Here is a 13,027-nt window from a genome sequence, read left to right as displayed (position 1 = left end):
ACCATGCCGGGGTAGTAGATATAAGTCTTCATCGGATCTTCTGTGTTGAAGCATCTTGCCAGGGCGCAGGTTCGGGAATATACGCAAGATTGCCGCCGGGCCGCAAACATTGAGTGGGAGAATATGGGTGAACGCTCAGACTGTAGGCGCTGGCAACAAAGTTCTGATATAATCCGCGCCCTTAAATCAAGGCCACCCGAGTTGAAACCATGAAGTTCATTATCAAGCTGTTCCCGGAAATCACCATCAAGAGCAAGTCAGTGCGCCAGCGCTTCACCAAGATGTTGCAGGGCAACATTCGCAACGTGTTGCGCCGCTTCGACGAAGATGCCCGCGTACGGATGGATTGGGACAAGCTGGTAGTGAGCTCCCGCAATGATCAGTTCCACGCCCAGTATCTGGAAACTCTGGCCTGCATCCCTGGCATCCAGTACTTCCTCGAAGTGAAACTGAGCAACTTCACCGACCTGCATGACATCTTCGAGCAGACCCGCGCCGTCTGGGGCGATCGGCTGAAAGGCAAGACCTTCTGCGTGCGTGCTCGCCGTGTCGGCAAGCACGATTTCAGCTCGCTGGAGCTGGAGCGTTATGTGGGTGGTGGCCTCAACCAGCATTGCGAAACTGCCGGTGTACGTCTGAAAAAGCCTGACATCCAGGTCAACCTGGAAGTGGAAAACGACGAGCTTTACATCATCAGCGCCGTTCACCATGGCATGGGCGGTTTCCCCATGGCGACCCAGGAAGACGTGCTGAGTCTGCTCTCCGGTGGCTTCGACTCGGGCGTGGCCTCCTACCAGTTCATCAAGCGCGGCTGCCGGGTGCACTATTGCTTCTTCAATCTCGGCGGCGCCGCCCACGAGATAGGGGTCAAGCAGGTGGCCTACTACCTGTGGAGCAAGTTTGGCGCCTCTCACAAGGTGCGCTTCACCGCCATCGATTTTGAACCCGTGGTCGCCGAAATCCTGGAGAAGGTGGATAACGGCCAGATGGGGGTAGTGCTCAAGCGCATGATGATGCGTGCCGCAGGCCAGGTGGCGGACTACTTCCAGATCCCGGCCCTGGTGACAGGGGAGTGCGTGGGTCAGGTCTCCAGCCAGACCCTCACCAACCTCAACGTCATCGATCGGGTGACCGACAAGGTGATCCTGCGCCCGCTCATCACCTGGGACAAGCCGGACATCATCAGCGAAGCCCGTCGTATCGGCACTCTGGAGTTTGCCGAGACAATGCCGGAGTATTGCGGCGTGATCTCCAAGAAGCCGACCATCAAGGCTGTGCTGTCCAACATCGAGGCGGAAGAGGCCAACTTCGACTTCGCCATCCTGGACAAGGTGGTGTCCGAGGCCCGTTACCTCGACATTCGCCGCATCGGTGAAGAGACTGCCGCCGAGGTTCAAGAGATAGAGACCACAGAAGTGCTGGCCGCTGACGAGGTGATCTTGGACATTCGTTCTGCCGACGAGCGCGACGAGAAACCCTTGGTGGTGGAAGGCCGTGACGTGCTGCACATCCCCTTCTTCAAGCTGGCCACCGCCTTTGGTGATCTACCCAAAGAGCAGACCTATCTGCTCTACTGCGATCGCGGCGTGATGAGCAAGCTGCAGGCGCTCTACCTGAAAGAGAAGGGCTTTGACAACGTCAAGGTGTACCGCCCGTAATCAGGGGGGACGTTTCGAATAAAAAATCCGGCCAATGAGCCGGATTTTTTATTTCACTGCGCATCACGCTCTGATGGCGCGTCGAGATAACGTGGGGATCAGGGGCAGGGGACAGGGGTAAAGGTTGACTCGCCCTGGCAACGCCAGCCCATTTCGGCCTGCTTCATCTGCCACAGGTTATTGCTGCGAAACAGAGTCAGGATATAAAGCATGTCACTCTTGTTGCCATCGAGGGCAACCGACAGCACCAGATCATTATCCAGTTGCTGTGCCTGGATGCGACTGGGTATGTCGCTATGGCCGACAAAACGCAGTGCCACTTCACGATAATCATTGACCCAGGTTTGCCGGGTCGTGCTTGCCTGACGGATCTGCTGGTTGAACTGCTGCACCGGGGTAGAAGCCAGTCGTCCAAACAGTACCTGTGCATCGGCGTGCGCCGTTGCCACATTCATCAGTAGCAGGGAAGTAATGAGCCCAAGTTTTTGCATGAGGGATTCCGGCTTACAACGACTGGATCCTATGACAACAGAAAAGCCCGCTTGGTTCAACGTAACGAGGCCGGGAGTGCGACATGCCCCCCGGCCCGAACATCAATGGCGTTGCAGCGAAAAGGTGGGCAGTGACAGGTGCCAGTAAATGGCAGCGACCCGCAGACCAAATACTCCCAGCATGCTGATCAGCATGGCGGTCACCCTGTCCACGTTGACCTCCAGTGCCAAGGTATAGAGGATGCCCCCCAGAATGCAGGCGGTGGCATAGATCTCCTTTTGCAGCACCATGGGCACCTCCCGTGCCAGCACATCGCGGATCATGCCGCCTGCCACACCCGTCATGGTCCCCATGATCACCGCTATCAGACCTGGGGTACCGAAGTTGAGAGCCTTCTGGGCACCGATCACGGTAAAGAGAGCCAGCCCGAAGGCGTCCGCCACCGGCAGCACATACCAGGGCATACGCTTGGGTAGCTTGACCATCCACATACCCACCAGCGCAGTGGCAATCACCACCCAGATATAGAGAGGGTCACGCACCCAGAACACAGGGGTGGCACCCAATATCATGTCGCGGATGGTGCCGCCACCAATGGCGGTTACCGCCGCCAGTACCATGACGCCGAAGGCATCCATCCTGAGCCGCCCTGCCACCAGGACGCCCGAAAACGCGAATACCGCAGTACCAAACATGTCGCTGATGTAAACAATCTGCTCAACCAGTGTCTGCATGGAGAACAACTCACGTCCAATTGTTGATGGGGTCGCGATTTTAGGGGGTGGACAGGCTTCTGACCAATGATGGCCTGCAAAAATGAGAGCCAGCCCCAGTTTTTGCAAACGGGATGTGGGTGCGCGGATGAGCGCTGACACCTTGCAGGTCAGGGCACTTGCTTTGCCATGGCCTTTGGCCTGTGCGGCATCCTTCTGATAAGGGGAACTTTTTGGATTTTTTCTCTTAAGTAAAACGGGAATGTGCCGATAAATAGGGTAAGCGGCGTTAATGCGATGAAGCGTTAAAAATAATGCTAAAGACATCGAAAAAGAGGCCGTTAAATAAGACGCATCGGACAGGAAAGACAATAAAGTCCGAGCAAATTAGATAGTAAATTTAATAGCTTAGGAGAATGGTTATGGCACTTTATATCAATACGAACGTTTCATCGCTTAACGCCCAGCGTAACCTGATGAACACCAACAAATCTCTGGATACTTCTTACACCCGTCTGGCATCTGGTCTGCGCATCAACAGCGCAAAAGACGATGCGGCAGGTCTGCAAATATCCAACCGTTTGACCTCCCAGATCAATGGACTGGATCAAGGTAACCGTAACGCCAACGATGGCATTTCCGTTGCCCAGACCGCAGAAGGTGCCATGGATGAAGTGACCTCCATGCTGCAACGGATGCGGACCCTTGCTCAGCAATCTGCCAACGGTTCCAACAACACCGATGACCGTACCGCTTTGCAGCAAGAGTACGACCAATTGATGACCGAGATAGATCGTGTCGCCGGTGATACTACATTTGGCGGCCAGAATTTGCTTAATGGTGGGTATGAAGGGACTTTCCAAGTGGGTGCTGATGCGGGTCAGACCATTACTTTCCGGATGACCACTGCCTTTACCATATCTGGTATGGCATCTGCTACTAAGGGGAATGCAGTAGTTGCAGCCACGACCGCAGGAAGCAAAGAACCGTATAAAGTCACGCCTTCGACTACGGGGAATGTTGCTGTTGCGGACATGAACAGTATCACCGCTGCCAGCTCAGCCCAGTCTGCCATGGCTAACCTGGACTACATGATCAAGGTGGTGGACAGCAAGCGTGCGGAATTGGGTGCGGTACAGAACCGGTTTGACTCGACCATCCGCAACCAAGCGAACATCTCCGAGAACGTCAATGCAGCTCGCTCACGTATTCGTGACGCAGACTTCGCGACCGAAACGGCCAACCTGACCAAGCAAAACATTTTGCAACAGACTGCATCCACCATACTGTCACAGGCAAACCAGCGTCCTCAGTCTGCCCTCTCGTTGCTGCAGGGCTAACAAAAGAAAACAGGGCGGTTGTTCAGGCCGCCCTGGTCAAGAGATGGAACAAAGGGGTGTTCGGTTTGCACTCTGTTCTATCGGGAGAGAATCAATTCTCTATATTAGTAATGCCAAGTGTTGTACAGCTGTTCAGTTCTGTCATCCTTGGTCATATTCTCCTGAGCGTATGCTCATTTTAGGCCGGTTTTCCGGCCTCTTTTTATTGTGCCGTCAAATTGACGCCACTCCCCCATATTCAAGCACAAAGCGTGCCAAAAGCAACCAACGCCGCTATCCGGTTCCTCGACCAACTCTAGACCCCCTGGCTATGCTCCTGTCCTCTTTCCCTTTGCCGCCTGCCGGATAAAACTTGCCACCTTCGGCAATTATTTTCCTAAAGCTTGTGTCCCTGCAGCCGTTAAATAAAGTGAAGCAATCGAGGGGTGTTCGGAATCCAACGCTTGCACTACTGCGGGTGGCCTGTTCGTTCAAACAGACACCCGCCAGAAGACACAGGATTGTTCAACCTGTTCTTCTAACGGTGGGACGTCGCTTTGTCGGCGCAACCCGCAGTCGCATGTTCTTCGGGAGAATATTTTTATGGCCATGTACATCAACACGAATACTTCATCACTGAACGCCCAGCGTAACCTGATGAATACCAACAAGTCCTTGGATACCTCCTATACCAGACTGGCCTCCGGTTTGCGTATCAACACCGCCAAGGACGATGCAGCAGGTCTGCAGATCTCCAACCGTTTGACCTCACAAGTCAACGGTCTGGACCAAGGTAACCGCAACGCCAACGATGGCATCTCTGTTGCTCAGACCGCTGAAGGCGCCATGGATGAAGTCACTTCCATGCTGCAGCGTATGCGTACTCTGGCTCAGCAATCAGCCAACGGTTCCAACAACACTGATGACCGTACTGCGTTGCAGCAAGAGTATGATCAGTTGACCACAGAGATCGATCGTATCTCCAGCGATACTACCTTTGGTGGCCAAAAACTGCTGGATGGTAAGTACAAAGGTTCCTTCCAGGTCGGTGCCGATGCTGGTCAGACCATAACCTTCAAGATGACGAGCGCTTTCACTATCAGTGGTATTGCCGCCGCCTCCAAGGGTAGTGCAACCGTTGCAGCCACTACGGCAGGTAGCAAAGAGCCCTATAAAGTAACATCTGGGACAACACCGGTGACCGTCGCCAACATGAATAGCATCAAGGCGGCGAGTTCTGCTCAATCGGCCATGGCCAACCTTGACTTCATGATCAAGGCGGTTGACAGCAAACGGGCAGAGCTGGGTGCGGTGCAAAACCGGTTTGACTCGACCATTCGCAACCAGTCCAACGTCTCTGAAAACCTGAGTGCAGCACGCTCTCGTATTCGCGACGCGGACTTTGCGACTGAAACAGCCAACCTGACCAAGCAGAACATTCTGCAACAGGCGGCCTCCAGCATCTTGGCGCAAGCCAACCAAAGACCGCAGTCTGCCCTGTCCCTGCTGGGTTAACAGGCAGTGATGAGATAGAAAGAGGAGCGACGATATGGCCAATGACATTGGAATACCCTCATCGGTCACTCCTTCTTCTCTTCAGTCAAGTAGCAAGAGCGGCCAATCGGCCGCTCAAGTGCTATCTGGCACGACGGAAGAGCAGCGGGTGATGGCACAGGATGTGAAGAAACAGCAAGAGGAGAAGGCACAAGCAAAAGCCAGCAAACAGGATATTTCTGAGGTTGATATTGAAAAGGAGGTCCAAAACTTGCAAGAGTTCAGTAAGTTGCAAGGATGGACTGTCAACTTCAGTGTCGAAAAGGATCTCGAGCAGGTTGTCATCAAGGTGATGGATGCCCACACCAAGTCGATGATCCGCCAGATCCCGAGCGAAGAGTTACTGGCCATCAGCAAACGGATCAAGGATCTGCGCGAAGGTGATGCGACCGGCGGAGGTTCCCGTGTCGGGCTGCTGCTCGATAACGAGATCTAATACGCAAGCATAACGAGGAGAGTGAGTATGACCACGATTACTTCTGCAGGTGCCGGCTCGGGACTCGATCTGGAGTCTGTGATTGCTGCCAGTGTGGATGCCAAAAAGGCACAACTGCTGCAGCCAATTACCACCAAGAAGACCAATGCTCAAATCACTCTCTCAGGTGTTGGGCAACTGAAATCAGCCATCGCTTCCTTTGTGACCACGCTCAAAGCGATGTCCAAGGATGATGCATTCAACAAACGCGCCATCAACATCACTCAGGACAAGGACAATCCCGTACTCAAGGTGGAGAGTAAAACGGGTGCCTCCAACGGGCAGTATGATATTAGTGTCAAAAAATTGGCAACTACCAGCAAGTTTGAAGGCGTGTTCGACAAATCCACCGACCCTATGGTCACCCAGGACGGGAAACTGACCTTCAAGGCGGGTGACAAAACTTTTGATGTGGATGTCAAGGCGGGTGATACGCTGCAATCCATCCGCAAACGTATCAATAATGATGGCGATAACTTCGGTCTCAGCGTCAACATCATGAACACGTCCGATGGCAAGTCCAAACTTGTTATTGACTCCGGTGTCAGTGGTACTGGCAAGGACTTGCAGATAACTGGCAACACCACAGAGTTGACCGACAACTTCATTTCCAAATTGACCAAGAAACAAGATGCTCAGGATGCCGAGATTAGCGTGGACGGGAGTACGCTGACCAGTGTGACCAATACCTTTGATGGTACGATTCTCGGGCTCAAGGTAACAGTGTTGAGAGCGTCAGACAGCACGACAGATGGAACTACGACCACCTACAAATCGAGTAAGGTCGATGTGACCACTGACAAGGCTGGCATCAAGGACATGGTCAAGAGCTTCATCGATGGCTACAACGCCCTGGTGAAGAAGAGCGGTGATCTTGGCAAGCGCAGTTCAATTGTGGCCGGGGTCAGTCAAAATGATGGTGGTGCCTTGGCTGGCGATGCCACCACGCGCGCCGTGATAAATATGATGAATGGGGCCATCACTGAGCCCTCCAAAAACTCTTCCACGTTTTCAAGCATCTTTCAGCTGGGTGTCAAGATGGACAACAAGGGAGTGCTCTCCCTTGATAGTGAGAAATTCGATGAGGCAGTGGACAAGAATTTCGATCAGGTCGTGGCTCTGTTTGGTGGCAAGGATGGTGTGGCCGGCAAGATGGCCGGACAGCTGGAGAGTTACTCCAAGACTGGTGGCTTGCTTGCCAAGCGGGAAGATAGCCTGAATTCGGATCTGCGTGATGTCAATCGCAAGCAGTCAGATGTCTCTGCCCAGCTGACCAAGTACGAAGAGACACTGCGTGCCCGTTACGGGAGCTTGGATAGCATGCTGGCCAAGATGAACAAGTCGGCCTCATATTTGAACCTGCTCAATACCAAGAGCAGCTAATTTGTAGTCAGGATCGGTGTTTCATATGTATCGGAAAAATATCAAAGCCTATACCACCCAGAGTCTGCAATCCGAGCTGGCAGTGGCCGACCCTTATCGTGTCATTCAGCTACTGATGCAGGGATGTCTCGAACGTCTTGCTCAGGCGCGTGGCGCGATTGAGCGTCGCGACTTTGAGCACAAGTCTCTGTCCATCTCCAAAACGATGGCCATCATCAACGGTCTGCAGGACTCGCTGGATCTCTCTTATGGCAAGGTACCCGAGGACTTGTTCGCGCTTTATGATTACATGAAGGCCCGGATGATGGATGCCAGCCGCGATATGGATATCAGTGCGGTTGACGAGGTGATTAACCTGATGCTGACCGTAAAAAGCGGGTGGGATGCGATTCCCGTCGAAGAGCGCGACAAGGCGCTGGCACAGCAAAAAGTAGGCAGGGCGGAATGAACCGTCCCCCTCTGATTGTATTGATGGAAACCGGTAACCAGCTGTTGGCGCTGCTCGAGCAGCGCCAGCTGCAGGCGGCTGACAAGCTGGTAGAGCTTTATCTCGGTGCGCTTGATGGTGTGTTTCAACACATTCCATCGGGTGCTGTGCTTGATGCGGAGCACCGTCAGGCATTGCAGCAGTTTCAAGCCATCCATGAGTGGGTGGGAAAAGAAAAACATCTTGCAGAAGAGGAGTTGCTGCAGTTTTCCAAGGCGGGTCGCGCATCTGATCTTTACAAGCTGAATGCAGGTTAGGCATATCATGGATTTTAATAAAAATATTGCCGATGTAGAAAATGAACTCTCTCGCCTCGAGCGGCAAAAAAAACAGGAAGCCGCCATGCTGGATGTGCTGCCTGTTCGTCATCAGCTCAATATGGCTGCTTTCGCTAAACACATGCCCGGCATTCATGATTATTTTAAAGATTACCAGCCCGTCCGGCCATTTCGTTTTTTCTGCAATGACAATGGTATTCCCAATATCTTGTGGTTTGATGAGCAAGTTGCTCTATACGGTGAAGATCCATTTGCCGAAGCCCAAGAACAGATCGCAAAGGTCATTGAACAAAGTACGCTACAATGTGTTGACTTCGCACCACAGTGGTATATCGATGGTCAAATCCATATCAAGTATAATAATGAAATAGCTAAACTAAAGCAGAAGTCAGCGCTGGAAGGCTTGCCGCTTGAAAAAGCATTGTCTATGGACATTCCACTATCACTCATGTTCGGGATCGGTCTTGGTTACCAGCTTGGCTATCTTTATGAGCGCTGCAAGGTCAGGAACTTGTTCGCTTTTGAGCCTGACTTAGACATGTTTTATGCATCTTTGTTCTGTTTTGATTGGTGTTCTCTTTTTGAGTTCATGGAACAAGAATCGCTGAGTTTGCATCTTTTTATCGGGGTCGATGAAAAATTGCTGGCTGCAGATATGATGGAGGCTCTTCATCGAAAGGGGGCATTCTGGTCGGCAGTCTACTTTTCATTCTGCCATTATCACTCCCCTAAGTTGCATGCACTGATCAAGCAGGTAGATAAGGAATTCTATCTTCTAAGAACCGGCTGGGGTTTTTTCGACGATAACATATACGCATTAGCTCATAGTCATAGCCATTTACAGGAAGGAACCCCCTTCCTGAAAAAACAGCGTAATACATCTGTTTTTAAGCATATTCCTGTCTTTGTTGTTGGTAATGGCCCCTCACTGGATCAGAGTATTGATTTTATCAAGCAGCACCAGCAGCAGGCTATCATCATCGCCTGTGGTACTGCGGTCAGTGCACTTTACAAAGCAGGCGTCAAACCTGATATATATGTGGCAGTCGAGCGAACCAAAAGTTCCGCAGACTTTCTACATATTCTTGACGCTGGTGATTTTCTCAAAGAAACTGTTTTTTTAAGTGTCGATGTTATTCACCCAGAATATAAACAATTTTTCCGCGAGACAGGATTGGTATTTAAACCAAATGAGCCTATGCTCAAGCTATTGACTAGTCACTTTGGTGATTATTTTGAATATGATCTTATAGAGTACTCCAATCCCTTTGTAGGTAATACGGGTCTTAACTATGCGGCTTTGCTTGGATTCAAGGAGGTATACCTATTTGGTATCGATAATGGTTATAAATCAGCTGATAAGCATCACTCCAGCCTGAGCTTGTACTATAACGAAAAGCAAGAGCCTAAATATAACCAAGATCTACGTGATACATTCCCTGCCGTCGGTAACTTTGGCGGTGAGGTCTTGATAAATAATTTATTCGGTCTATCTATTCACAACATGGAACGCGTGTTAAGTGATTATCCAGAACTACATTGCATTAATAGCAGTGATGGAGCTTATATCAATGGTGCTTATCCTTGTCGCGTAGATTCACTTATGGCAGATTGGTTACCTATAAAAAGCGAGATGTGATCGATAAAATAATGGCATCTTGTTTTCAGTCATTTAATATGACAACTATTGATTTTCAACACTCTCTCAATGTACCACTCTTTAATGAAGTAATTGACGTGTTTCGCAGGGATTGGAATTCGGTAATTTATGATAGCAATGCAGTTCAGACTATGATGCAACGACATCATGATAATCTTCTTTATTTTTTGATGAGTAGAAATAGTCATATTTATCGTGTGCTAATTGGCTCTGTAAATTATTTTTATGCCAATATAATAACCTTGATGATGGCATTGGTAGATGCAGAGCCTGATGAGTTTGAGCGAAAGATGATAGAGGCTAAGTCAATACTCGATCGCTTTTTCGATGAGAGTAAGGCGATTTATGCAGATGCATTCCAGCGGCAGGACTCCACCTACTTTGCTGGGCTCAATGTGTTCAAACATACCTGACCAGCAAGTAATGCCTTTCAGTGAAGAGATAGTTTTCAGACACAACAAGACGCCGGCGGATGCCGGCGTCTCTGTTTTCAATATCGTTGCGTTATTGCCAGTGGCTATTTTGCTTGAACGCGAGCGATGGCATTGCATATCTGCTCCACGGCATTGAGCGCCCTCGGGGTGAAGCGGTGCAGTTCATCCGAATTGATGAGTTGCAATCGTTGATGTTTGACCGCATCGACCATGGGCCATTGTTGCCAGTGACGTAAAGCGTCAGGATCCTGGCTACCAGCCAGAATGAGCGCAGGGTCAGATTTGATCACCTGCTCCAAATTGACCTGAGGGTAAGGGGTTCTGGCGCCAGCCATCAGGTTCTCTGCACCGCACAGTTCGATGGCCTGGGCTGGCCACGCCGAGCCGCTGACGCTGGTCAGGGGCGGATACCAGAGCTGATAAAACACCTTGATATGGTTGGGCTGACCATAACGTTGCTTGAGCGCCGCCAATCTGGCGAGGTAGGCCTCGGCCTGAGTGTTCGCTGTCTGCTCCAGGTCCAGCAGTGCTCCCAGCGCCCGAATTTCGGTGGCCAGGGAGGCAAAATCAGTTGGCTCAGAGTAGAACACAGGGATCCCCAGCTGTTCGACAGGTGCCAGCATACGGGATTGGGCAGAGCGCCAGGCCACCACCAGATCCGGTTTCTGGGCCAGCAGGGCTTCAAGGTTGATGCTGCGATAGTTGGCAACGTGCGGGCGATCGTTCACTTCTGGCGGAAAATCCGATGCATCATCGGTGGCGACGATGCGATCGCCTGCCCCGACGAGGAACAACAGCTCGGTCAAATGGGGGGTCAGACTGACGATGCGCATCGGTGTTGCAGCCTGCAGCGTCAGCGAACAGCAGAGCAGGGCGAAATAGTTAGCCATGGAGCTGCTCCAGCACTGTGAGCAGTGCGGCCAGTGCGAGCCAACCCCAGCCAATCAGTTGCAACCGGTTGAGTACGCGCAGCGCAGTGGCGGCTGCCGGGTCGCTGGGTGCATCAAATACCGGGAAGCGGAACAGGGTGTCCTGATAATAGCGGGGGCCACCCAGCCGGATGCCCAGCGAGCTGGATAGCTGGGCGAGCAAGATGCCCATGGCGGGGTAGGGCCACTGAATGGCAGTGCGCATCCTGGCGCCCAGCTGGCGCACTTGGGTCAGGCACAGGGGCAGTGCCAGCAGCAGAATGGCAGGGGTGCAGAGGGCCTGATAAAGCACGGCGGCGGCGCGGCCGAAGTGGCTGAATGCCACCTGCTTGGGGCTCCAGCCCTGATCCATCAATTGGGCGAGTCGCCACAGCAGGGCGCCCTGAACGCCTGCCAGTGCAAACCCCAGCAAGGGACCCGCCCATTGTCCTGCCAGGCGCAGTGCACAGGTCTCGCTGACGGCCTTGGCAATCCCCATCACGGAGAGCTTGCCGGTATCGCGCCTGAGCCAGGGGGTTGCCTGCAGGCGGGCAACGACCAGCGTCTCCTGGCTTGCCAGGGAACGGGTTGCCTTGGCCAGCTCACGCAACGGACGGGACTCTATCATCAGCAACAGAAACAACAGGTCAAACAGCGGCTCGGAGAGGGAGAGATTGCGCACCGCCCAGAGTCCGGCTGCGCATGGCAGCCAGACGACCAGCAGGGCCAGCAGGCCGGCCCGAAACTGTTGCTGAGGGGAGCCATCGGGGCGGTGAACCTTGTGGCCCAGGCGGGTCAACAGGGGTACCAGGGCAGAGAGTCTGAACTGGGCAGGCCAGGGCAGTATGGCTTCCAGCAGCACGGCCCCGAGCAAAATGGCCGCCGGAGTGGCGGCCATGTGTTCCAGTGTGGCGAGGTCGATCACAGTTTGCCGAGCATCTTGATGATCATCTCGGCAGAATGCTGGCCCGCCACCTCGATGAAAGCATCGAAGGATTCAACCTGTTCCTTGCCGGCGATGTCTGACATGGCGCGCACCACCAGATAGGGCACCTTGAACATGTGGCACACCTGGCCGATGGCGGCCCCTTCCATTTCGACCGCCAGCATCTGCGGGAAATCGGCACGGGCCTTGGCGATGGCGTCTGGTTTGCACATGAACTGATCACCGGTGCAGATGAGGCCAACTTTGGTCTGATGCTTGCCTTGCTCGGCGATGCAATCCTGTGCCACCGCGATCAGTTTCCCATCGCAGGGGAAGGCGGCAGGTTGCTGTGCCATCTGGCCCATCTCATAACCAAAGGCGGTCACGTCCACATCGTGAAAGCGCATCTCATCGGCGATGACCATATCACCGATGTGCAGATCCTGAGCGAAGCCGCCAGCTGAGCCTGTGTTGATGACACAATCCGGGGCAAATTTTTCCAGCAGCAGGCTGGTGGCGACACTGGCGGCGACCTTACCGATGCCGGAGCGAGTCAGGATCACCTCTTTGCCTGCCAGCTTGCCTTGATAGAATTCGCAGCCGCCCAGTTGCAGCGTGGTTGGCTCGTTCATCTGGCTGCGCAGCAGGGCCACTTCCTGTTCCATGGCGCCGATAATACCTACTTTCATCACTCACCTCGTCTCGATGGCCGCACGGCCGAATAAGTTGTTGTGGATCATA

12 protein-coding genes and 1 pseudogene are annotated in these 13,027 nt (G+C 52.8%); 8 read left to right on the top strand and 5 right to left on the bottom strand.

Annotated elements, in window-relative coordinates; translation table 11 throughout:
- Positions 1-209 precede the first annotated feature (209 nt).
- Complete coding sequence (thiI, locus tag AXW79_RS02755) at positions 210-1,658, top strand: tRNA uracil 4-sulfurtransferase ThiI (RefSeq protein WP_005310296.1); 1,449 nt, start codon at positions 210-212, stop codon at positions 1,656-1,658.
- Positions 1,659-1,756: 98 nt separating this feature from the next.
- Here the strand turns inward: thiI and AXW79_RS02750 are convergent, their stop codons facing one another.
- Both AXW79_RS02750 and AXW79_RS02745 read right to left on the bottom strand, forming a co-directional pair.
- Positions 1,757-2,149, bottom strand: a complete 393-nt coding sequence (locus AXW79_RS02750) for a hypothetical protein (RefSeq protein ID WP_005310298.1) — start codon at positions 2,147-2,149, stop codon at positions 1,757-1,759.
- A gap of 102 nt (positions 2,150-2,251) precedes the next feature.
- Complete coding sequence (locus AXW79_RS02745) at positions 2,252-2,884, bottom strand: trimeric intracellular cation channel family protein (RefSeq protein WP_005310300.1); 633 nt, start codon at positions 2,882-2,884, stop codon at positions 2,252-2,254.
- Positions 2,885-3,285: 401 nt separating this feature from the next.
- Here AXW79_RS02745 and flaA point away from each other — a divergent pair, with 401 nt between their 5' ends.
- From flaA to AXW79_RS02710, 7 genes and pseudogenes are all read left to right on the top strand, one after another.
- On the top strand, positions 3,286-4,203 hold the full coding sequence (flaA, locus tag AXW79_RS02740) for a flagellin A (protein WP_005310303.1): 918 nt from the start codon (positions 3,286-3,288) through the stop codon (positions 4,201-4,203).
- A 582-nt stretch (positions 4,204-4,785) separates the two neighbouring features.
- Positions 4,786-5,697: a flagellin B gene (flaB, locus tag AXW79_RS02735; protein WP_005310305.1), complete on the top strand. Its 912-nt coding sequence runs from the start codon at positions 4,786-4,788 to the stop codon at positions 5,695-5,697.
- Positions 5,698-5,731: 34 nt separating this feature from the next.
- A complete protein-coding gene (locus tag AXW79_RS02730) occupies positions 5,732-6,172 on the top strand; it encodes a flagellar protein FlaG (protein ID WP_011898878.1) in 441 nt (146 codons plus the stop codon).
- Positions 6,173-6,199: 27 nt separating this feature from the next.
- A complete protein-coding gene (gene fliD / locus AXW79_RS02725) occupies positions 6,200-7,594 on the top strand; it encodes a flagellar filament capping protein FliD (protein ID WP_005310309.1) in 1,395 nt (464 codons plus the stop codon).
- Between the two features lie 25 nt (positions 7,595-7,619).
- Complete coding sequence (gene fliS, locus AXW79_RS02720; protein WP_005310311.1) at positions 7,620-8,042, top strand: flagellar export chaperone FliS; 423 nt, start codon at positions 7,620-7,622, stop codon at positions 8,040-8,042.
- A complete protein-coding gene (locus tag AXW79_RS02715; RefSeq protein ID WP_005310313.1) occupies positions 8,039-8,338 on the top strand; it encodes a hypothetical protein in 300 nt (99 codons plus the stop codon). The genes fliS and AXW79_RS02715 overlap by 4 nt, the downstream gene beginning before the upstream one ends.
- Before the next feature lie 7 nt (positions 8,339-8,345).
- Positions 8,346-10,432 (top strand): annotated as a pseudogene (locus AXW79_RS02710) (motility associated factor glycosyltransferase family protein).
- Between the two features lie 104 nt (positions 10,433-10,536).
- Here the strand turns inward: AXW79_RS02710 and AXW79_RS02705 are convergent.
- The 3 genes from AXW79_RS02705 to mtnN are packed head-to-tail and all read right to left on the bottom strand — an operon-like array spanning position 10,537 to position 12,975.
- The gene (locus AXW79_RS02705) at positions 10,537-11,343 is read right to left on the bottom strand and encodes a cobalamin-binding protein (protein ID WP_005310316.1); all 807 of its coding nucleotides are present in this window, start codon (positions 11,341-11,343) and stop codon (positions 10,537-10,539) included.
- Positions 11,336-12,286 (bottom strand): cobalamin biosynthesis protein CobD/CbiB, encoded by a 951-nt coding sequence (locus AXW79_RS02700; RefSeq protein ID WP_005310318.1) that lies wholly within the window; start codon positions 12,284-12,286, stop codon positions 11,336-11,338. The genes AXW79_RS02705 and AXW79_RS02700 overlap by 8 nt, the downstream gene beginning before the upstream one ends.
- Complete coding sequence (mtnN, locus tag AXW79_RS02695; protein ID WP_005310320.1) at positions 12,283-12,975, bottom strand: 5'-methylthioadenosine/S-adenosylhomocysteine nucleosidase; 693 nt, start codon at positions 12,973-12,975, stop codon at positions 12,283-12,285. Before mtnN ends, AXW79_RS02700 begins: the two co-directional genes overlap by 4 nt.
- Positions 12,976-13,027 lie beyond the last annotated feature (52 nt).

The organism is Aeromonas salmonicida subsp. salmonicida, from assembly GCF_001643305.1.
In the GTDB taxonomy this organism is placed as follows: domain Bacteria; phylum Pseudomonadota; class Gammaproteobacteria; order Enterobacterales; family Aeromonadaceae; genus Aeromonas; species Aeromonas salmonicida.
The sequence above is the reverse complement of the archived record's forward strand: the minus strand, read 5'-3'. Positions and strand labels throughout refer to the sequence as shown.